Consider the following 19,801-nt stretch of genomic DNA (forward strand, 5'->3'; position numbering starts at 1 on the left):
ATAAAGTTTGATCATTTATAATGTCTTGTTAATATAACGCACCTGTTAACACAATTACCTTATGAAAGATGAACTTTCTCAAAATGTTCAACTGTTGGAAATGGATCATAGAAATGATGTAATTGCTTTTTCCATTCTTGGTACTCTTTTGATTGCCTAAATCCAACAGTATGGTCTTCTAATGTTTCCCACTTCACCAACAGTAGATATTTCCCCTCAACTTCCATACAACGTTGTAATTCGTGTGATATGTAACCTTTCATTGATAAAATAATTTCTGATGCCTTATTAAATGCTTCTTCATATTCCTTTTCCATACCTTGCTTAACCTGAAGCATAACAGCCTCCAATATCATAAATTCTCCTCCTTTTTTCATATGTCTTACTTTCTCTTAAACTAACTGTACAAGATAGCACAATAAGTAAAACTGGCTGAATTGGCTCATTTTTATAATCGAGTAGCATGTACCGAGTTTTTCCTTATTCCGTAAGAAGGGTAGTAGCCTTCATAAAATCACTCCTTTTTAAAATCTACTATTTTATCAAGAAGAAAGGAGCACTCCTGTCGATTTAGGTAACACCCCTTTAGAAAGCACCTTCTCAATATACTATAAGTACTAAAAAAAAGAATATAGTTCACCAGTATACAAAGAAATAAAAAAAAACAGATAACCTTACGTTGAATACTGTAAAGTCATCCATTATGACTAGTTAGGATAATCAGCAAAAATATACGCTAAGCCCTGTATAGTACCCGGCATAGCGTTTTCTTACTCTAATCTGAAAGCGGCGGTCATGGACGAAATAAAGTCCATGACTGCCGCTATTTTTTGCACTATCGTACCCGATAGTTGAACAATAAACCTTAATGTTTTGCCAAAAACCTTGGTACACCCCTAGTATAATTTCTATTTGACAGGATGTTAGCCATCGCTCTGGTAACCACTGAAGCGGTGCTACTAATTAAATCTGGACATATTCAACAATTACAATATTTCGATATACCCTTCTGTTCCATGCACACGAATTCGTTGCCCATCTTTTATTAGTTTGGTAGCATTTTCCACACCGACCACTGCTGGTAAGCCATATTCACGTGCGATAACTGCTCCATGGGTCATCAGTCCACCAACTTCAGTTACTAAACCTTTTATTGATAAAAATAATGGTGTCCAACTAGGGTCAGTAAAGGAGGTGACTATTATATCTCCATCTTCTAGATCAGCATCTTTCATGTTTAAGATGACACGTGCTCGTCCCTCTATAACTCCAGAAGAAACAGGTAGACCTACAATAGCTTCGGCTGGGAGATTTTCTCGTTTGTACTCACCTGCAATGATTTCACCTTCAGACGTGAAAACACGTGGGGGAGTTAGTTTTTCATATAACTTGTACTCGTCTTTTCGTTTGTTGATGATCTGGTAATCCAGTTTATTTGTGCGTACGACTTCCCGTAGTTCTTCAAAAGTGAGATAGTATATATCTTCTTTTACATGAATAACTTTGGCTTGTACGAGTTGTTCGGCTTCTTTCAGTAAAGCCTGCTTATAAACGAAGTAGCGATTAATCATGGCGTATTTTGGATATTCACGATAACCGATATAATTCCGTATTAAGCTGATCAATCGTTTTGTCTTTTTGGTTTTTCGTTTACCCCCCGGTAATTGCTTCAATCGATCTAATAACTCTTGTTCTTTTTTCAAAGCTTCCTGTCGCCCTTGCTCAAATTTCCTATTGCTAGCATTAGGCTCGAAATTTTTGATGTTACTGAGAATCATTGGGACAAGTGCAGTTGGCTTTTCGCTCCAACGAACTTTAGTAATATCGATTTCTCCACTGCATCGCATTCCGTATTTGTTGAGAAAAGCATAGATAGCGTCTCGGGTTTCCTGTCCACCATCAAACTTAACCAGTTCATCCAAAAAGTTATCATCTTTTACATGTTGTAAATAATCAATTACTTCTGGATAAGGACGAATCACATCTGCAACATCCAATAGCGAAAGCCCCATTTCCGAAGTAATATTGTTCGGTGCAGATTGAGACAGCGCGTCTGCTACGTTTTTTTCACCTAACCACTTCTTCATTTTTTCATTAATCCATGATGAAGCGTCCATAGCAGCCCTAATCACATCCAAACTTTGCGGGTCAAATAAAATCTTCTTTAATTGCTGGATATCTTCTAGAATAAACCTAAATAATTCCGCTCCTGATTTCGTTTGAATGTTTTGTTTTAACTCTTCTATCGATGTTTGACTCCTTCTAATCAAATCATGAACGATTGTCGGATCGTTGTCGATTTGTTCTAGAAAACTCTCAGACGTATCTCTATTGCTTTCACTGTGACTCGGTGCTTTTTCACCATTCGGTAACGATTTTATAAAGTCTTCTCGCTCTACTATAGTCATGAGTGCGTCTTTTATGAGCGGATCAGATTGTCCCATTGCATTTAATAAAATTTCTCTGAGGGCAGGTGAAGCCAGCGAATGTGTGCAGTCAACAAACAACCTTCCGCCAGCTTTATACATAGGTGCATTAGTTGTTAACAGGAATAAAGACAATCCCAATGGTTTCATAGGGTCGGTCATCATTTGTTGATGACCAACAGATACATAGACGTGATTTTCTTGATCATTCGTTTCAGGGATGGGGTATAGAGTCGTTATTGAACGACTCTGGACAATGTAAAATGTATCATCAACCAAACACCATTCAATGTCTTGCGGGCAACCGAAATAAGCTTCGATCTGTCTTCCGATGCGTGCTAGATGTAAAATTTGTTGATCAGTAAGTGTTTGAGTCTTTTGCTGATCAGGCTTGATCTGCTGTGTCTCTGTTCCGCCTTCTTTTAGTCCATAGATAGCCATTTTTTTGGTTGCTAACCTCTTATCGACGATTTCCTCTTCCTGTACTTTATAACAATCTGCAGATACTAGGCCAGAGACCAGTGCTTCTCCAAGTCCAAAACTGGCATCGATTGACAGTAGTTTCCGGTTAGAAGTAATCGGATCGGCGGTAAATAAAATCCCTGAAGCCTGTGGGAAAACCATCCTCTGAACAATAACGGATAAATAAACTTGGCTGTGGTCAAATCCGCTGTTCATCCGGTAGATTACCGCACGATCCGTAAATAGGGAAGCCCAACACTTTCTGATATGGCGCAAGATTGCTTCTTTTCCGACGATATTTAAATAGGAGTCTTGTTGACCAGCAAAAGAGGCATGTGGTAAATCTTCAGCAGTCGCACTAGAACGCACTGCATAAGCATGTTCATTGCCAAAATGGGAGAGATAGTGAGCAACTGCTTTCACAACATCGGAAGGAATTTCTACTTCCATAATGATTTCACGAATCTTCCTGCTGATTTCACCAATTTGATCTCGCTCCGCTATTTTTAGGTGATCCAACAAAGCATGATACGTTTCGTTTTGTTCTATTGCTTTTTGATATCCCGCTGTTGTAACACAAAATCCTTCTGGTACTTGTATTCCTTCAATTTTTGATAATTCCCCTAAATTCAACCCTTTTCCGCCAACGACCAAAAGCTGCGTTTTTTCCATTTCCTGAAAACCGAGAACCAAATGACTCATTCAACATCTCTCCTAACCATTAAATTGAGTAAAACATTTGACAAGAGTTTTACCGGCATGGTACAATTAAAATGTAATATGGAATAATTGTGTTAAAATAACATTTAGCAGTTGTGATCTGATTATATCATCGTGTCTGTTTATGTGCAATATAAAAGAACCTCCCCTCCGCTAACCTGCCTAGCTAATTAAAAATCCAAGTCCCCCATCATAATATTGTTTTCTATGTAACTAAGTCTCTCGCTACTACTTTAAGCATTCAAAACAATTCCTTGTTTATTTTTTAACACCTTAAATAACAACCATAATCGCATCCGAAATATCGAAACGCCAACAGCTGTTGTCAATCAGTTAATTGGTATGCTATTTCACTTGTTAATTCGGCAATTAAAACAGGAATAACCCTTACATATCAATAAAAAACCGAGTATAAAACCTTTGCGATTTCATACTCAGTTTCCAATGCTAATTCTATTGTTTCTCCACGTTTTCTAAACTACTTAACAATCGTTGGGATGCCTTTTTTGTATAAAACAGATGCGATATCTGCGATTCTGCGATTATATCCGCGAAAATTCCATTTTATCCACGATCACTAGACTAGCTTCTTGAGCTTTTATACTTCTCCGCTACTAATCAGATTGGCAATGTTGTTGTGATACTTTTGATAATGCAGAGAGCTAATATGTGATTCAACAGCCTCCTGATTCGCCCAGACTTCATTGATTACGAATGTTGTATCTTCAATTGACTGATGGACATCATACTGCACACATAAATCTTCATTTCTTGACCCTCCTAACACTTCTTCAAGGACACGCCTAACATCGTCCTCATAGCCTTCCTTTGGCTTGAGAATAGCTGTAATCGCGATTAGTTCCATAATGTATGACCTCCACATATGCAATTAGGACAAGCATAAAAGGTTCTTATTATCAACGCAAAAATAGTGCCTATTCTTTCTTTACCTAACAACTTTAAGAAACCGGTTTTAAAATCGTCCTTTGAAGTGGAACGCCACCCATGCTCACATTCCGCTCAATGAACACAAAGGGTTTCCCATCGATCATGAAGTGGCGATGACCGAGATAATCGACCTCTTTCCCCTGCGATACAAGCTCGCTTCTAATGGCTTTGATATACTCATTGAAATCCATATACCGCTCATTAAAATCAATTGTAATGTGGTCTTTCCGATAACCCCCATTAACCAATTAAACCCTGTTAGTAACTAGCTACGCTTCCTATTAAAACCCACATTTAATTCCCTCCAATCGCCACTATTCTATTTACGATTTAGGCAATATGAACGTTTCATTAATTGAGAAAAAAAGGAATATAAGGAATTTATTTTTGAGATCTCGATTTAACCAGAAGGAAATGGGGATTGGTCATTAAGTAGTTATAGGCAAACTGATTATTTACTTTCATCTCCTTAACTGGCTGCGGCTCAATTAATTCTTCCATACAAAAATGATTGGTCACAGAATTGATTACATCCTGTAGCGCCCTTCTGTAGAAGCATACATCAATTGTGATTTCCTGTTTGTGCCACGTTTCTGTTAGCAGCGTTGTTTTGAAATAATCCTTCGTTTCAAAACGAGTAAAGTCCATAAATGGATGATGAACGGAGAATAACAGCTTACCACCAGACTTTAGCACCCTGTCGAATTCCTCTAAAACGGGATTCCAATCTTCAAGGTAATGAAGCGTTAATGAACTAATAATCAAGTCAAAGGAATTCTCATCAAAGGGGAGCGACTGTGTTAAATCATGTTGCATAAAACTCGCTCTTTCTCCAAGGCGGCGCTTAGCTGCGTGAATCATTTCAGAACTCAAATCGACTCCTGTTACATCAGCCCCTCTCCCCACCAGTTGTTCTGAATACCAGCCTGCTGAACACCCAGCATCTAGAGCTTTCTTCCCACTAAGATCCTGATCAACCTCATCCATCATTGCCGGTCGTTCATAAAAAGCATTGTAAGGGGAAGCGTGGTCAATGCTCTTTTCATACGTACTGGTCAGAGCATTATACGTGTCTTCGGTCGATTTTCTCATCATTTCCTCCTCAACTTCTTTAATCAAAATCAAAATCGAGTTTAGTACTTTTGAATCGAACTTTACGTGATATGTTTTAAATTCACTCTATCTGTCAATACATCAACTAGTACCTCAACTAAAGGAGGAATTTAAAATGGCTCTATTAGAAATTAGCGTCACACCAGTTGGCACAGGACAGACAAGCATGAGTAAATTTGTTACGGATGCTATTAGATTAGCAGAAAAAGAAGGGTTTCACTATCATATCAGCCCAACATCGACCATATTTGAAGGAAATGTAGACGAGCTTTTTGAATTAGCACGAGATATTCATACAAGTGCGTTGAAAAATGGCTCTGACCGCGTCATCACGAATATTCGGATCGAGGATCGTGAAGACAAACCGCTAAATATTGACGGGCAAATTAATGAAGTGAAAAGCGGACTTGGATAATTTAAAGAAGGAGAGCCGAATGGCTCTCCTTTTACTTGATTATTTCTTCTTTTCTCAAAACACCTTCAATTCCTAGACGAGCTTCCTTCACGACAGATTCACGCCATTCTGGATTGTCTGGATAAAACATCGCTTCGAACTCCCCAAGAATCCATTGAATATCACCCACTGACTCAGCACCTTCCCAGTATAGGTGGTTTTCAAGAATGATTGTCATAAATTCTCTTAGCTCAGCCTGCTTTCCAGTTCCAAACGTTCCGAATTCAAACAGTGCAGAGAAAAGATATGTTTCCGGAAAATCTTCCTCTTTTAATTTATAGAAGTGATTGGTCGAGTCACCTTTTACTTTTTTAGGAGTGAACTGCTCAATGTTTTTTACCCCGTACGTACTTGTTAACTCATCTACCTCACGACCGTCTTGCTCCGATATCACCATTGTTATTTCGTTAGTTGGTCCAAGAGCTGTGTGCCAATCCATGTGTATAACAGCAGGATAGGTGGATAATAATTTCTTCTGGACACTTTTTAGAAATACAGCTGATTCCTCAGCGGTTGACCCACCATAATAAACACCGCGCTCAAATTGGAATTGTCCCATTCCTTTGGCCTTCTTAATTCCACTGTATCCTTCTTTCACAAGACCCTTAACTAACTGGGCATACAGCCTATGTTTCTCTTTATCTAAATCAATTATTTTCGAATTAGGCAAGAAAAGGTCGCTCTCTTTTGCATAGTTCCTATTAACGTTTTTTCGAATAGAATTCTCATCATAGAAATAATTGCGGTTTAAGTCAACATTATTTTCAGTTACCCGGCGAAAATGGCGCATTCCCCAGGGGTTTAGGGCATGAATCAAACAAATGCCTGTTGTCTCAGGATCGATCCCATCAAGGTATTCCTCCACAAACATGTGGATTACTCCTGCACCTGTGTACCCCTCGATCCCATGCTCACCTGATGTAAAAAACAAAACACGGTCATTCGAAGTAAGTGCCTCGGCATAAATCATGTCAATTGTATTATCTTCTTCCTTGCCAATTGATTCGCTAGTCAATTGTGCAGAAGGCCATTTTTTCTTTATAAAATTGAAATGGTTTCTAAATGTCTCACGGGATTGTACGTAGTTCTTTGCAAAGTACTCGTCAGTCTGTTTCATAAGTGATAATTCCCTTCTATCCATTTTACCCATTCCTTTCCACATTCCTGAAATATCAAACTTCACCTTCCATGGATAAGAAGAAAAAGGACAACAAAAAAAGATGAAAACTCAGTTCAGAGTCTTCATCTTATTTGTGCTCATAATCTCTTTGGATCTTATGAGCTTCATTATACTCGGCCAGTTCTAACTCAAGTCTTTTTTGCGTTCGCTTCTTGTCTACGTTCAAAAATAGGGCTGCAACTGCAATGAACCCTATGCTTAACATTAGAAATTGTAAAATCATTTCAAATGACATCACACATTACCTCACTTTATCTTTTATAGAGTTCCTTTTCCAGGTACTCATTGGGGTAAGAGGTAATTCCCCTGTTTTGCAACACTTTAAACATTTTCTTTTGTATCAGGTTTTATTACATAAATGCCGAGCAGCATTGCAAGCATACTGACCCCTGCCGAAATGTAAAAGACCATGCTATTAGATTGATCCATTAAAACCGCATAGAGTGGCGGTCCTGCGGCGACTCCCAGAAAACGTGTTGAGCTATAAAGTGAGGTAATGGTTCCCCTTTCTTCTTTCTTTATTCCTTCTGTAATTAACGCGTCAAGACTGGGTAACGCCATGCCGATCCCAATACCAGAAAGAAATAAAATCATTAATATTAGCCATAATCTGTCGGTAAACGAAACAAGGAAGGTCGATCCCGCTAGAAGAAATAAACCAATTACCACACACCACTTCATAACGATTTTATTCTCTCCGATTCGCTTCCCAGTTACATATGAGGCAACGGAAAGGGCTACAAGAGGGATGGCAATAATAGCTCCTTTTTTAACCCCTACAATGTTAAACTCTTCCTCAAGAAAACCAGCTAAATAGAAGAGCACGCCAAAAAGGACAAACATGATAATCCCACCTATTGTAAACGTAGCCGTTAACCATTTCCCTTCATGTTGGAAAATCTCTTTTACACAACTAAGGAATGCTGAAATCGTTTGCGGTTTTTCTTTTTTATCTGGTGATTCTACAAGGAAAATGACAAGGATGATCGAAATAAGTGAGAAGACTGGAATGGATAAAAAGGGTAAGTACCAGAGAAATGAAGCTAGCAAAGCTCCGAGAATGGGACTGAGCACTTTTCCAATTGTATTTGATGTTTCAATCAGCCCAAGACCAGCACTAACTTCTTTATCGCTTTTAAACAGATCTCCAACAAATGGAAGAACGACTGGAGCGGCACCGGATGATCCAATCCCCTGAAGAACTCTGCCAATTAAAATAACAGCATAAGGTTCTTCAAGTGACCAGGCTGCCCACGCCGTAATAAGACCGCCACACCCAGCTATAAACAAGCTCGGAATAATGATTTTCTTGCGTCCATATCGATCAGATAAATAACCTGCAATTGGAATAAACAGAATTGCTGCAACGGAGTAGAGCGTGATAATCATTGACACTTCAAAGGATGTGATGCCGAGCTTCTTTTCAATAATAGGCAACACCGGAATAAGCATTGAATTACCAAGGGTCATTACAAGCGGAATCGAGGCAAGCGAAATAAGATCCCACTTCTTTTTATCGTCCATAAACTTCCTCCAAAGGATTGTACTTGGGGACTTCATTTGAATGAGCCTAGATGACAATGTTCGTGAATCGCTACTTCTCATGTAGTTTGCCTGCTCATCTTCACGGGTATACCTTAGTAAAAGATGGTTTCGGAATAAAGTATAAATAAAGGTAGAACCAAAATAGTTAATCGTCAAAAAGGTGTAACATAGCTTACAGTTATAAGGTCAATTTATTTCGTACACTATATGGAGATCTATGTATCAATCCATTTGGAGGTTAAACACATGATCACACTTTACACATCACCAAGCTGCACCTCGTGCAGAAAAGCTAAAGCATGGCTTGAGGAGCATAATCTTCCTTATGAACAGCGGAACATGTTTGCAAAGCCGTTAACTGAAGATGAAATTAAATCCATTATCCGCATGACGGAAAAAGGAACAGAGGAAATTATTTCAAGGCGTTCCAAAGCCTTTGGTGCACTTGAAAAAGAACTGGATGAGCTTACGTTACAGGAACTCTACAGCTTAATTAAAGAAAACCCTGGCATTCTTAAGCGCCCAATTTTACTTGATACAAAGCGTCTTCAGGTTGGTTTCCATGAAGACGAAATTCGAAGCTTTCTCCCACGTAAAGTAAGAGCATTTCAACTTGAGCAAATTTTACAGGATGCCCAATAATAAAAGCGAAAGAGGCTAACTAGCTTCTTTCGCTTTTTTGTATTGGATTTTCTAACTTGTCAAGAAATGGAATTGTGAATCTACGCATTAGATAGAGTGCAACAATCATAATAAATCCAAATCGAATCTCCATATCAGCCACATTGAAAATGCCTGGGCTGCCTTTTATTGAAATGAAGTCAATCACGTATCCATACTGAATACGATCAATCAGATTGCTGAGTCCACCGCTTATTATTAGTGCAAATCCCGTCTTTACGAGAAGCGTTTTGGGGTTCGCTTGCCAGTACCCATATGAAAGCAGAAGAACAATTAATATTTGTAATCCAATTAACAATTCTGTATACCCTTCTAACAATCCCAGGGTAGCACCTGGATTATAATACAATTGCCAGGAAAGGTACCCTTCCACAATTTCATTCCGTTCATGTAACTGAAGATCAGCATCCATCAAACGCTTAGTCATAAAATCGATGACCAGGAATCCTGCTATGAGCATAATCATTCGTTTCATCACAAATGCCTTCCCTTCACTTCCATTTCCTATCATTATGCTATGGCGTTCAGTAATTTTCCAGTAAGCTACCTTACCACCTTGATTAGTGTTGTTCTGCTTAGGGTATTGACTACAGTAGGTCATACAAATCAATTTGCTCAAACTGGAGGTATTCACTTTATGTATCAAACCATTTTACTTGCATCGGATGGCTCTGATGATTCAATTAAAGCTGCAGAGCAAGCCTGTAAATTAGCCACCCTAACCAATGCTCAACTGGACATTGTATACGTTGTAGATGGAGAAGCGTCAAAACACGACGTCTTACACAACGTAGATTCTTTCGAGATGGACGAGGACCGCAAAGATAAACTATTCACAGTTGAAGAAAAAGCAGTGGAAGCTGATGTATCATACGAAGTTAATATTCTCCGCGGCAATCCATCTTCCACTATTGTCGAATATGCCGCTGAACAAGATGTTGACCTCATCGTAATGGGAACTAGAGGATTAAACGTATTACAGGAAATGGTTCTTGGCAGTGTCAGCCACCAGGTGATTCAAAAAGCGAATTGCCCAGTACTCGTCGTAAAATAAATAGCATGCAGCCTAACTAAACAAAGACTCCTTCATTAAGGAGTCTTTCCATATAAAAAATTGGTTAAGTAGGAAGCGTCCTCGGGATTGGCGTGCAGGATCTTCTCTATTTCCTCAACTGTTTTCCACTCCACATCGGAAACCTCATCATCCGTAACCTCTAGCATTCCCCCAACAACGTTCACCTCAAAATAATAGGTCTTTGCGTGAATGCCCTCGATATCCTGGTCTTTTACAAATAAACATTTTTCAATAATAACATCGTAGCCGGTTTCTTCCTTCACTTCTCTGGCACAGCACATTTCGGCTGATTCCCCTTCTTCTACTTCACCTGAAGGAACTGCCCATCTTCCATCTTCGTTCCGTACCATTAACAAATCACCCTGGTCATTAACACAAATGGCGGCTGCACCAATCCACTCTTTCATTCTTCACACTCCTAGCATTAAAATGGAATATTATTTCTGATTTGATCTGTATCATGTCTGGCTCACTCTCTATATTCCATCTGGTTACTTCATTCTACTATCTATACGAATGAGTCTTTCATTTCGTTTCAGACAGTTATTTAAAAGTGCCAACTTCTTTAAAGGATCGTTTCCTTATAACATAACTAATGGAGCGGAATGATCTTCATTTAAAACGCAGTTCACATATGGGGGACATTTCGTTTGTTCTCTAAGTACACCGTTTTAATAATACCCCAGACGGGTAATGTTCTTTATAAATACTTTTAAGTCAGAGGTGATATTCAGTGCCAACACTCCAACTCATTTCGATTTTGGCCCTTTCAATCGGGCTGCTTTCATCAATCATCATTGTGATTGATATTATTCGTCATCCTCAAATGATGAAAATCATGAATATTGTTTGGCCAATTAACGGCTGGTTTCTTGGACCATTTGCTGTCTGGTCCTACTTTAAATGGGGACGCTTAAAAGCCAAAAATCTTGACTATGATGACCATCGTGGAAAATCAGCTAAGGTTTTCATGTCCACGAGTCATTGCTCGGCTGGATGTACACTAGGTGATGCAGTTGGTGTCCCTATTGTCGCACTAACAGGATTTGCGCTTTTAGGATCAATCCTTTACACCCATTACCTTGTAGAATTCATTCTTGCATATGGTTTCGGAATTCTATTTCAGTTCTACGCGATTTATCCGATGAACAAGGAAAATGGGGCATGGAATGCGATTAAAGAAGCGGCTAAAGCCGATACACTCTCTTTAATCGCATTTGAGATTGGGATGTTCGGGTGGATGGCAATCGTTCATTTTGTCCTTTTTACAGAACCTCCAAAGCCTGACTCAGCTGTCTACTGGTTTATGATGCAAATTGCAATGATTCTTGGTTTTGCAACGAGCTTTCCCGCAAACTGGTGGCTTGTGAAGAAAGGAATAAAAGAAGCTATGTAAAGAAGCCGGGATTATCCCGGCTTTCTTCATACCAACGTGGAATGACTCTCGTGAAGCCATCATACATATCAAGCACGTATTGAATAACACCTTTTACATGCGGCAAAGTAATCCGTTACCCAGTTCATGTGAAAAATCACTAACTGTGCCATATGAATAGATCGTATTTTCCAGAACAGATGAGGAATCTCACCTTTAAAATACCCGTTAAGCATTCCCTTTGAAAAAGGAATGCTAATACGCGTTGAAAATAATTCTAATTTATCGAACTCTGAATATGCCGTATTGATTCCTCAACGATTGAAGTCAATAACTCCTGCGTATCTTTTGTTATTGATAATGATATTCCCTGCATGAAAATCGTGATGTGCAAAGACAAGCTTACTCTCTCCAAGAAGAATCATATTTCCCCTGAAATATTCAATAATTTCCTTGTCGTCTGGAATTCGTGTCTCAAGCTTACTGTATCGCTCTACCGCCTTTTCGACCTTACTTTTGCAAAGGTCAAGTGATCCGCCATCGAAAGATCAATCGGCAATTGGTGCATGTTCAAAGATCTATACCTGCTTCATATCCTGCGTGATACTGTTCATCCGCTGTTAAATGCGACAGCACTTCTTCACCATCGATTCCTTCAATAAAAGAAAAAATCGCATAACAGAAATCTTCTTCAGGCACCTCTCCGTTTGCATATACTTTCTGACACCGTACGCCCCTTTTAGAAATAGCCTGCATTTTAGCAATCTTCTCCTGAACAAGCTCCCGTAAGCTTAACTCATATAACCGAAATGATCTTCTCATGTGAAAGCTCCCTCAACGGACTCCCCCTACCTTTCCATTGGAAACATTATCCTATCAAAAAGTCAGAAAAAACAGAGAGATTGATGAAATTTATCTATTGTGCTACTATAGTTGGAAATAAGAGGTGATTGATTTGATTAACCAACGAATCGTCCAACTTCATCATCACAGCTAGCCTTGCTATCCGATTACTAAAAAATCGCGCATAGGAAGGCTATTAATTGTAACCGCATGAATTAAGGAGAAACCCTTTATTCGTGCGGTTTTTTGTATTCAATAAAAGAGAGGATGAATCTTATGAAAAAAATGAACTATCAAAATGTTAAAGGAACGATGGATTACTTACCAGGGGAAGAATCAATCCGCCGAAAAATAAGACGAACGCTTGAGGACACCTTTATTCGTTACAATTGTTTACCACTTGAAACACCGATTCTTAATGAAAAGAGTCTATTGACCTCAAAGTATGCTGGTGGGTCAGAAATTGTGGAAGAAATGTACACCCTGAGTGATCGTGGAAAACGAGAGCTCGCTCTTCGCTATGATTTAACTATTCCCTTTGCAAAAGTAGTCGCGATGAATCCTGATTTGCCAATGCCTTTTAAGCGCTATGAAATTGGAAAAGTATTTCGTGATGGTCCAGTGAAGCAAGGACGCTTCAGAGAATTCACACAATGCGATGTAGATATTACCGGAGTTGGATCGCAAATGGCAGAAGCTGAGTTAATGGAAATGGCAACAGCTATATTTAACGAGCTCGGTCTTGACGTTATGATTCAATTTAATAATCGAAAACTGCTCGCAGGTTTGCTCGAATCCCTCTCCATTCCTTCCGCCCTTATGAATGACGTTATTTTAACACTCGATAAAATTGAGAAAATCGGCATAAACGGCGTAAAGAAAGAGCTCTCAGCAAAGGGAATTCCAGATGAGGCAATCGCACTCGTCGACATAAAAGTCAGCGAATGGATGAACAAAGAAATAAGCTATTTCAAACAGCTTTCCTCGCTAAATGAGAAAGTCGATCAGGGTCTTAAAGAGCTTGAAGAGCTTCTTTCCTACATTGAAGCTCTCGAGATTCAGGATCAATGTCGGTTCAATCCATTTCTGGCAAGAGGTCTCGATATCTACACTGGGACAATCTATGAACTATTTCTATCCGATCAGTCTATCTCATCCAGTATTGGGAGCGGCGGGCGCTATGATAGTGCAATAGGCGGTTTGCTTGGATCGAACGATCCTTTCTCAACAGTTGGCATATCATTCGGACTCGATGTTATTCTAACGGCTATAAAGGATAGAACACTGATCCAAAATAATGCACCAGACTATCTCGTCATTCCACTAGGGGCTAAGCGCGAAGCACTAATCGTCGCATCCTATTATCGTAAAAATGGCGATCGGGTTGACATCGATATGAGTGTAAAGCGCCTTAGTAAATCCTTGGATCGTGCGAACAAAAGAGGGGTTAGAAATGTACTTCTTGTAGGTGAAGAAGAAGTGAGCGAAAATTACATCGTGTTAAAGAAGTTAGATCAAGGAACAGAAGAGCGTATTCCATTTACATTTTAACGTATTAACTGTTCTATAAAGTGAAACTTCCTTCAGAGGAGGGGTTTTCATTTCCCCTCTGATGATTAGTTGAACCAATCGGAACTTTAGGAACAGTTTCCCCACCTCCCCGTTAGAATTGCCTTACGTTCCTGGAGGGTATCACCTCCCCTTCAGGAGAGGAGGGTTAAACAAACAAGTAAATAAGTCGAGAAACTGATTAACCTGTTTCCAGTATTTCATTACCCTTCATAGGAAACATCCTCCTTATGCTTCGACAGAAACCAACCGCCAAGTGCAATGAGGATCAATAGAATGTTATTTTCCATTCTGGAGGTTTAGCAAATGACTCTGGAAGAACACTAAGCTCAGGGTGTGAGAGCGTATAAACCGATAGCTTAACACCAACCCACCCTAAGAACATAATAAATTTATTTTTCACAGGAAAAAAGTAAAAATAACGGAATTCGCTTTCTTCTTTCATACTCAGCTGAATCCTGAAAGTTTTCTTTGAGTGGTGTTCCTTCTCGTAGGCCCTGAATCGTAAACCCTGAATGCTGTAGTAACAAAAAGTAGTCTTCGATTGTACGGTGATATTTCACGACCTTTTCCCCAATCCACGGCTCCACCCTTCGTCCAGTCTGAAAATAATCGTCAACGATCCAATCTGATCGTTTGCCTGTCATACTTTTAAACGATGCGGTCATAACGGGGTGTAGAACGCTAAAAACAAATTTTCCACCGGGTTTCAATGATCTATATACTTTCTCAGCGAGTTCATCCACGTTTTCTATGTAATGAAGAACTAATTGGGATACTACTACATCAAAGACATCGACAGGATATTCGTAGTCCTCAAGTGTGGATTGCATAACACTCCCGTTCGTCCCTTTCAGCTTCTTAGCAGCTCTCTCACACATATTTCTCGATCCATCTATTCCTAAATACGTGGAACATTCAAGTTTCAATAATTCATGTCCAATTGAGGCATCTCCGCACCCGAGATCCAATACGTTCAATCCTTTTACATCACCAAGAAGATTGAAAAGGGCAGGATTTTCTATTAGTTTATTCGGACTCTCATCCCTGTGTCTTCTCGCGATATATTGATCACAAAATTCATTGTTATCATATACCGTTGATCCTTTGTATTCCATAACTGATCCCCCTCTATACTCTCATTTCGCTAATAGATAATGTTTCAAAACTGCAATCCATCAGATCCCAACAAACACATAGCCGCATAGTAAAAGAATAACTGCGATCGATCCCTGCTGAAGTAATGTCATCAAGTACTCCATTTCGTTTCCAGTTGTTCGCGAAATAACCATTAAGAAGGTAGCAGAATGACCACTACTAAATTCAACAGAGTGCATGAGCAATTTCTTTTACGTACAATTTAGAGAAATTACGATTGTAATTATTAGTATTCCGTAATAGAAAATCCAGAGAATGGGAGGTAACGTCTCGCCACTCATACGTTCCCTCCTCTTTCTCGTAGTGATGTTATAAACCTTTCATTTTAATCGCTTTTGTAGCAATGAATGTCTTTATGTAATGATCACGCATTCGATTCCCTCCAGAATCATCTTCATATAAACCAGCGATAACAAATCCAACATCGATCTGTCCCTTCCTACCAATAATTCCAGCATAAAGTGAAACTTCCATCAGAGAGGGTTTTCATTTCCCCACTGATGGTTAGTTGAACCAATCGGTCCTTTAGGAACAGTTGCCCCCACCTAAATTTTCTGATTGATCTACTTCCTGAGGTGGCTGGGTTACGCCCCTTAATGGTGAGATAAACAAGACTACTTAGCTCTCTTTCTATTTACTTCTTATGGAATCCTTTATTAGTCATGTCATTTGGTTCATTTTTCAATTATTAGAAATATTGCCTATTTATACATGGTATAATTTTATTAATGAGTTCAGGTATTCACCTGAATGAAGCTATATAAAAGGGTGAAGATACTTGAATCGATACGGAATACTTTTAATGGTTTTGTTCATAGTGGGAGGATTAAGTTTTCTCACAGTACAAACAGTTCATACAGAAACTAATTTTTTCATAAATGATCATAGTGAGATTGTTAGAGCGTTTCAGGATAAATCCGGAAGCTATGAAATCTCAGTTGTTGGTGACACTATGTTCGATTGGTCTATTAAAGATGAAATGAAATCATCAGGAAGTGCATATCCTCTCGAGGATATCACGCCTGTTATAGAAAAATCGGATTACGCCATTCTAAATCTTGAAACAGCTGTTGGGGAAAATGGCTATCGAGAAGCAAAACAATATACCTTCCAGTCCGCGCCTTCTTCTACTACAGCTATGAAAGATGCTGGATTCGATCTCGTATCTCTCGCAAACAATCATGCGATGGATTATGGGAGAGAGGGTTTATATGAGACAATCAACCACTTAAATAATGCAGGGATAGACTACGTTGGAGCAGGGCTTAATCAACAAGAAGCCTATCTTCCGCATAGTTTGACGCTTCAGAATCAATCGGTTGATATACTAGCATTCTCACATGTACTACCATCTATTTCATGGTATGCAGATGAAACAGGTGGGATCGCTAGCGGCTATCAGGAGGAACGGGTTTTTAACCAAATTGTACAATCCTCTCGCCAATCTGATACGACAATAGTTTACATACACTGGGGAGTGGAAAGAAGCCCAATGCCAAATAAGGCCATTCAGAACTATGCGCATCGAATGATTGACGCAGGTGCAGATGTTGTTATTGGTTCACATCCCCATGTGCTTCAGGGTGTTGAATATTATAACAACAAGCCTGTTGTTTATTCATTAGGCAATTTTCTCTTTCCTGATTATGTAGAAGGAGATAGCGCTGATTCTGTTATTGCACAAATCGAGGTATTTAAAGACAGTTATTCATTAAAATTAATCCCCTGCATCATCAAGGAAAGCAAGGTAACCATCGCGGATGAATTTAATGCGCTTAGAATTTCTGAGAAAGTCATTCAACGCTCGATGATGATTTCTCCGTCTGCTTCCTTTACGTTTGATGATAGGGAAGGACACTACTCTTTATCGATTTCAAAAGCTGCAGATGAAGATATGTAGGGGATGTTGTTAAGGTCTCCGCGTATTTCATTTTTTAAACAAGATAACCCCGGGCTGCTGACCATGCACTGCCCGGGATTTTATATTTTCATTTCATTAATTTCTTGGTAGCAACATGATAATAACGCCTACTAAACAAACAGCAGCACCCAACAGATCATTTAGATCAGGTACTTTCTTATCAATCCACCATCCCCACAGAACGGACAGGATAATGAATACACCCCCATACGCTGCATAGACCCGCCCGAAGTCAGGAAAAACCTGCAACGTAGCGATAATGCCGTACGATACTAACGCTACTGCTCCAGCAAGACCAAGCAAACTTGAATAACCTTCTCGCAGCCAGAGCCAGATCAAGTATCCACCACCAATCTCTGCCAGTCCAGCTAAGAGGAATAACACTACTGCTTTCATTCACATTCACCTCTTCCTAAATGCTTGCTATTGAAATGATGGCAAGCACCATTACGTCAGCATGATCTCCTTTTGATTTTCCCTCAACATAAAAAGGTATCACCACTATCTTAAATGATATCTTCTTCCATCTACCATTCTGGCTTACATTCATGATCTAATAGCTATCTTTTCCTCATTTCCATTTCATCGAACTACCGTATTCTTGAATTTGAGGGAATTATCCCTAATCACAAGTAAAATATGATACTCTAATTAAAAATGAAGAGTTACGTTTACATAAAATTCACTACCATGTATGGAAACGATTATGATTTCCAGGATAAGAGGATACCTATGACGCGACGTGAGAAGTTTATTCTAGAATCGAAACACAGCTGCGAGCATGTTTATGGAATGGATCCGAACTCACCCCCTTCTTTACAAGTATTATTAACTGAGGAAGAGTTAGCGCTCCGAATACAGAAATATAATTGCGCTCTATCTATCATAAGAAAGTTCATGAAGAAGCTCCTAAGCTTTCTCTCCGGTTCACCCACTATTGTTGTCACCACCGATAACGATGGACATGTTCTTGATGCGTATGGAGATGCTAGTTTTAAGAGTATGGTTGATTCACTCGGAGTTCAGATTGGAGTTCGCTTCGATGAATCAATCGCTGGCACAAATTCCATCTCCCTTGCGCTTAAACATAAAGAGCCGTTTGAATTAGTTGGTCAAGACCATTATCACCACTGTTTTGAAGAAGTCGCCTGTTACTCAGCTCCATTCTTCATCGATAACGGGGAGTTGATCGGAACAATTTCCCTTATGACAACAAAGGAATATGCATCGAAACTTCACCTTGGACTTCTTAGTTCGGCCATCGATACAATCGAGCGTGAAGTCCAGGTTAACTGGCAAAACGATCAACTTCATTTGTATAATCAGATGCTAATGAGTGCGACACCAATAGGAATCATTATTACAAATCAAGAAGGACAAATACTTGAGTATAATCACAGTGCTGAGAACATAACTGCTCACAATAAACACGAAATGATTGGAAAGAATATTACTCTTCTTACTGAGCTTGAACCTTTTTTTGAGCATGTACTAAGGAAACAAACAAGTATAGAAAATATCGAACTAGCATTCTCAACGCCGGAAGAAAAACGATGCTTACTAGATATTTTACCCCTCTATACCAACAATGAGCAGCTTATAGGTGCCTTTGCGCAGTTCCGAGATATGACCTCCTATTATCAATTACAGGATCAGGTCATTCATTCCGAAAAACTATCTGCTATCGGAAAATTAGGTGCTGGCTTTGCCCACGAAATTCGAAATCCACTAACATCCATTATCGGATTCACTGGGATGTTGGAGGTGGATGATACTCAGACAAAGTACATTGACATCATTAAGACTGAATTAGAACGAATGAATAACCTCGTCAATCAATTTGTCATGATGGGAAAACCCACAATCAGTCAGCGAAAAACTGGAAACTTAACAGCTCTTATCGCAGAAACAGTTCAATTAATGAACAGTAACGCCCATTTATATAATGTTGAAATTCACTTTCGTCCTCTCGTTAGAGATTTAACGATATATATGGACGCTTCCCAAATTAAACAAGTACTGATCAATTTCATCAAAAATGCAATTGAAGCCATGCCAGAAGGCGGGCAAATTTGGATTGGTCTTAAAGAAAACCGCACAAATATTACTATTTCGGTTGAAGATGAGGGAGAGGGAATGACTAAAGATGAAGTAAACCAATTAGGGACCCCCTTCTTCAGTACAAAAGGAAGCGGGCTCGGGATTGGGCTTTCAATTTGTTATGATATTATCAAATCTCACCAGGGAAAGGTTTCGATTAAATCAGAAAAAGGCAATGGGACAGAGATTAAGCTTGACCTTCCATATGAACGAGAAGAGAATTAACGCCTC

The 19,801-nt window shown here is 39.2% G+C and carries 22 protein-coding genes and 2 pseudogenes; 7 read left to right on the top strand and 17 right to left on the bottom strand.

Going from position 1 to position 19,801, the window contains the following annotated elements:
• Positions 1-59 precede the first annotated feature (59 nt).
• The 5 genes from ABFG93_RS06860 to ABFG93_RS06880 all read right to left on the bottom strand — a co-directional run bounded on the left by ABFG93_RS06860 (position 60) and on the right by ABFG93_RS06880 (position 5,648).
• Complete coding sequence (locus ABFG93_RS06860) at positions 60-356, bottom strand: antibiotic biosynthesis monooxygenase family protein (protein ID WP_347551754.1); 297 nt, start codon at positions 354-356, stop codon at positions 60-62.
• A gap of 630 nt (positions 357-986) precedes the next feature.
• Positions 987-3,590: a phosphoenolpyruvate synthase gene (gene ppsA / locus ABFG93_RS06865; protein ID WP_347551756.1), complete on the bottom strand. Its 2,604-nt coding sequence runs from the start codon at positions 3,588-3,590 to the stop codon at positions 987-989.
• A gap of 616 nt (positions 3,591-4,206) precedes the next feature.
• Positions 4,207-4,473: a putative quinol monooxygenase gene (locus tag ABFG93_RS06870; protein ID WP_347551758.1), complete on the bottom strand. Its 267-nt coding sequence runs from the start codon at positions 4,471-4,473 to the stop codon at positions 4,207-4,209.
• Between the two features lie 94 nt (positions 4,474-4,567).
• Complete coding sequence (locus ABFG93_RS06875) at positions 4,568-4,804, bottom strand: hypothetical protein (protein ID WP_347551760.1); 237 nt, start codon at positions 4,802-4,804, stop codon at positions 4,568-4,570.
• A gap of 133 nt (positions 4,805-4,937) precedes the next feature.
• Positions 4,938-5,648: a class I SAM-dependent methyltransferase gene (locus ABFG93_RS06880; RefSeq protein ID WP_347552778.1), complete on the bottom strand. Its 711-nt coding sequence runs from the start codon at positions 5,646-5,648 to the stop codon at positions 4,938-4,940.
• Between the two features lie 136 nt (positions 5,649-5,784).
• Here ABFG93_RS06880 and ABFG93_RS06885 point away from each other — a divergent pair, with 136 nt between their 5' ends.
• Positions 5,785-6,084 (top strand): MTH1187 family thiamine-binding protein, encoded by a 300-nt coding sequence (locus tag ABFG93_RS06885; protein WP_347551762.1) that lies wholly within the window; start codon positions 5,785-5,787, stop codon positions 6,082-6,084.
• Positions 6,085-6,115: 31 nt separating this feature from the next.
• Here ABFG93_RS06885 and ABFG93_RS06890 read toward each other — a convergent pair whose 3' ends face one another.
• From ABFG93_RS06890 to ABFG93_RS06900, 3 genes are all read right to left on the bottom strand, one after another.
• Positions 6,116-7,273 carry a M14 family metallopeptidase gene (locus tag ABFG93_RS06890; RefSeq protein WP_347551764.1) on the bottom strand — a complete coding sequence of 386 codons (1,158 nt, stop codon included), beginning with the start codon at positions 7,271-7,273 and terminating at the stop codon, positions 6,116-6,118.
• A 97-nt stretch (positions 7,274-7,370) separates the two neighbouring features.
• A complete protein-coding gene (locus ABFG93_RS06895) occupies positions 7,371-7,538 on the bottom strand; it encodes a hypothetical protein (RefSeq protein WP_347551765.1) in 168 nt (55 codons plus the stop codon).
• An 86-nt stretch (positions 7,539-7,624) separates the two neighbouring features.
• Positions 7,625-8,827, bottom strand: a complete 1,203-nt coding sequence (locus ABFG93_RS06900; protein WP_347551766.1) for an MFS transporter — start codon at positions 8,825-8,827, stop codon at positions 7,625-7,627.
• Positions 8,828-9,094: 267 nt separating this feature from the next.
• Between ABFG93_RS06900 and spxA the strand changes: the two genes are divergently transcribed.
• The gene (gene spxA, locus ABFG93_RS06905) at positions 9,095-9,490 is read left to right on the top strand and encodes a transcriptional regulator SpxA (RefSeq protein WP_347551767.1); all 396 of its coding nucleotides are present in this window, start codon (positions 9,095-9,097) and stop codon (positions 9,488-9,490) included.
• A gap of 19 nt (positions 9,491-9,509) precedes the next feature.
• Here the strand turns inward: spxA and lspA are convergent, their stop codons facing one another.
• Positions 9,510-10,004 (bottom strand): signal peptidase II, encoded by a 495-nt coding sequence (gene lspA, locus ABFG93_RS06910; RefSeq protein ID WP_347551768.1) that lies wholly within the window; start codon positions 10,002-10,004, stop codon positions 9,510-9,512.
• Positions 10,005-10,166: 162 nt separating this feature from the next.
• Between lspA and ABFG93_RS06915 the strand changes: the two genes are divergently transcribed.
• Positions 10,167-10,583 (top strand): universal stress protein, encoded by a 417-nt coding sequence (locus ABFG93_RS06915; RefSeq protein ID WP_347551770.1) that lies wholly within the window; start codon positions 10,167-10,169, stop codon positions 10,581-10,583.
• Positions 10,584-10,618: 35 nt separating this feature from the next.
• Here the strand turns inward: ABFG93_RS06915 and ABFG93_RS06920 are convergent, their stop codons facing one another.
• The gene (locus ABFG93_RS06920) at positions 10,619-11,011 is read right to left on the bottom strand and encodes an NUDIX hydrolase (RefSeq protein WP_347551771.1); all 393 of its coding nucleotides are present in this window, start codon (positions 11,009-11,011) and stop codon (positions 10,619-10,621) included.
• A gap of 326 nt (positions 11,012-11,337) precedes the next feature.
• Here ABFG93_RS06920 and ABFG93_RS06925 point away from each other — a divergent pair, with 326 nt between their 5' ends.
• Positions 11,338-12,000, top strand: coding sequence for a DUF4396 domain-containing protein (locus ABFG93_RS06925; RefSeq protein ID WP_347551773.1), 663 nt, complete (start codon positions 11,338-11,340; stop codon positions 11,998-12,000).
• Between the two features lie 293 nt (positions 12,001-12,293).
• Here the strand turns inward: ABFG93_RS06925 and ABFG93_RS23050 are convergent, their stop codons facing one another.
• Entirely contained in the window at positions 12,294-12,404 is a 111-nt protein-coding gene (locus ABFG93_RS23050; RefSeq protein WP_431522060.1) for a phosphotransferase, read from the bottom strand.
• 145 nt (positions 12,405-12,549) lie between these two features.
• Positions 12,550-12,801, bottom strand: coding sequence for a hypothetical protein (locus ABFG93_RS06930; RefSeq protein ID WP_347551775.1), 252 nt, complete (start codon positions 12,799-12,801; stop codon positions 12,550-12,552).
• 297 nt (positions 12,802-13,098) lie between these two features.
• Between ABFG93_RS06930 and ABFG93_RS06935 the strand changes: the two genes are divergently transcribed.
• Complete coding sequence (locus ABFG93_RS06935) at positions 13,099-14,373, top strand: histidine--tRNA ligase (RefSeq protein ID WP_347551777.1); 1,275 nt, start codon at positions 13,099-13,101, stop codon at positions 14,371-14,373.
• Between the two features lie 221 nt (positions 14,374-14,594).
• Here ABFG93_RS06935 and ABFG93_RS06940 read toward each other — a convergent pair.
• From ABFG93_RS06940 to ABFG93_RS06955, 4 genes and pseudogenes are all read right to left on the bottom strand, one after another.
• A pseudogene (locus tag ABFG93_RS06940) lies at positions 14,595-14,776 on the bottom strand (TerC family protein); the annotation flags it as partial.
• Between the two features lie 7 nt (positions 14,777-14,783).
• Positions 14,784-15,509 (bottom strand): class I SAM-dependent DNA methyltransferase, encoded by a 726-nt coding sequence (locus tag ABFG93_RS06945; RefSeq protein ID WP_347551779.1) that lies wholly within the window; start codon positions 15,507-15,509, stop codon positions 14,784-14,786.
• A gap of 60 nt (positions 15,510-15,569) precedes the next feature.
• Positions 15,570-15,728 (bottom strand): hypothetical protein, encoded by a 159-nt coding sequence (locus tag ABFG93_RS06950; protein WP_347551781.1) that lies wholly within the window; start codon positions 15,726-15,728, stop codon positions 15,570-15,572.
• A 130-nt stretch (positions 15,729-15,858) separates the two neighbouring features.
• A pseudogene (locus ABFG93_RS06955) lies at positions 15,859-15,987 on the bottom strand (SAM-dependent methyltransferase); the annotation flags it as partial.
• A gap of 340 nt (positions 15,988-16,327) precedes the next feature.
• On the opposite strand from ABFG93_RS06955, the gene ABFG93_RS06960 reads away from it, so the two are divergent.
• Positions 16,328-17,449 carry a CapA family protein gene (locus tag ABFG93_RS06960; RefSeq protein ID WP_347551782.1) on the top strand — a complete coding sequence of 374 codons (1,122 nt, stop codon included), beginning with the start codon at positions 16,328-16,330 and terminating at the stop codon, positions 17,447-17,449.
• A gap of 96 nt (positions 17,450-17,545) precedes the next feature.
• Here ABFG93_RS06960 and ABFG93_RS06965 read toward each other — a convergent pair whose 3' ends face one another.
• Positions 17,546-17,866 (bottom strand): YnfA family protein, encoded by a 321-nt coding sequence (locus ABFG93_RS06965; RefSeq protein ID WP_347551784.1) that lies wholly within the window; start codon positions 17,864-17,866, stop codon positions 17,546-17,548.
• 336 nt (positions 17,867-18,202) lie between these two features.
• Between ABFG93_RS06965 and ABFG93_RS06970 the strand changes: the two genes are divergently transcribed.
• Positions 18,203-19,795, top strand: coding sequence for an ATP-binding protein (locus ABFG93_RS06970; RefSeq protein ID WP_347551786.1), 1,593 nt, complete (start codon positions 18,203-18,205; stop codon positions 19,793-19,795).
• The last annotated feature ends 6 nt before the right edge of the window (positions 19,796-19,801 follow it).

This window comes from Pseudalkalibacillus hwajinpoensis (assembly GCF_039851965.1).
In the GTDB taxonomy this organism is placed as follows: Bacteria; Bacillota; Bacilli; order Bacillales; family Guptibacillaceae; genus Guptibacillus; species Guptibacillus hwajinpoensis_E.

Bases quoted from the DNA above. Each gene is read 5' to 3' on its own strand.
- ABFG93_RS06870 (WP_347551758.1), bottom strand. From the start codon at position 4,473: ATGGAACTAATCGCGATTACAGCTATTCTCAAGCCAAAGGAAGGCTAT.
- ABFG93_RS06900 (WP_347551766.1), bottom strand. From the start codon at position 8,827: ATGGACGATAAAAAGAAGTGGGATCTTATTTCGCTTGCCTCGATTCCG.
- ABFG93_RS06920 (WP_347551771.1), bottom strand. From the start codon at position 11,011: ATGAAAGAGTGGATTGGTGCAGCCGCCATTTGTGTTAATGACCAGGGT.
- ABFG93_RS06915 (WP_347551770.1), top strand. From the start codon at position 10,167: ATGTATCAAACCATTTTACTTGCATCGGATGGCTCTGATGATTCAATT.
- ABFG93_RS06970 (WP_347551786.1), top strand. From the start codon at position 18,203: ATGACGCGACGTGAGAAGTTTATTCTAGAATCGAAACACAGCTGCGAG.
- ABFG93_RS06935 (WP_347551777.1), top strand. From the start codon at position 13,099: ATGAAAAAAATGAACTATCAAAATGTTAAAGGAACGATGGATTACTTA.
- ABFG93_RS06965 (WP_347551784.1), bottom strand. From the start codon at position 17,866: ATGAAAGCAGTAGTGTTATTCCTCTTAGCTGGACTGGCAGAGATTGGT.
- ABFG93_RS06930 (WP_347551775.1), bottom strand. From the start codon at position 12,801: ATGAGAAGATCATTTCGGTTATATGAGTTAAGCTTACGGGAGCTTGTT.
- ABFG93_RS06885 (WP_347551762.1), top strand. From the start codon at position 5,785: ATGGCTCTATTAGAAATTAGCGTCACACCAGTTGGCACAGGACAGACA.
- ABFG93_RS06880 (WP_347552778.1), bottom strand. From the start codon at position 5,648: ATGAGAAAATCGACCGAAGACACGTATAATGCTCTGACCAGTACGTAT.
- ABFG93_RS06895 (WP_347551765.1), bottom strand. From the start codon at position 7,538: ATGTCATTTGAAATGATTTTACAATTTCTAATGTTAAGCATAGGGTTC.
- ABFG93_RS06945 (WP_347551779.1), bottom strand. From the start codon at position 15,509: ATGGAATACAAAGGATCAACGGTATATGATAACAATGAATTTTGTGAT.
- ppsA (WP_347551756.1), bottom strand. From the start codon at position 3,590: ATGAGTCATTTGGTTCTCGGTTTTCAGGAAATGGAAAAAACGCAGCTT.
- ABFG93_RS06860 (WP_347551754.1), bottom strand. From the start codon at position 356: ATGATATTGGAGGCTGTTATGCTTCAGGTTAAGCAAGGTATGGAAAAG.
- ABFG93_RS23050 (WP_431522060.1), bottom strand. From the start codon at position 12,404: ATGATTCTTCTTGGAGAGAGTAAGCTTGTCTTTGCACATCACGATTTT.
- ABFG93_RS06950 (WP_347551781.1), bottom strand. From the start codon at position 15,728: ATGCACTCTGTTGAATTTAGTAGTGGTCATTCTGCTACCTTCTTAATG.
- lspA (WP_347551768.1), bottom strand. From the start codon at position 10,004: ATGAAACGAATGATTATGCTCATAGCAGGATTCCTGGTCATCGATTTT.
- ABFG93_RS06890 (WP_347551764.1), bottom strand. From the start codon at position 7,273: ATGGGTAAAATGGATAGAAGGGAATTATCACTTATGAAACAGACTGAC.
- spxA (WP_347551767.1), top strand. From the start codon at position 9,095: ATGATCACACTTTACACATCACCAAGCTGCACCTCGTGCAGAAAAGCT.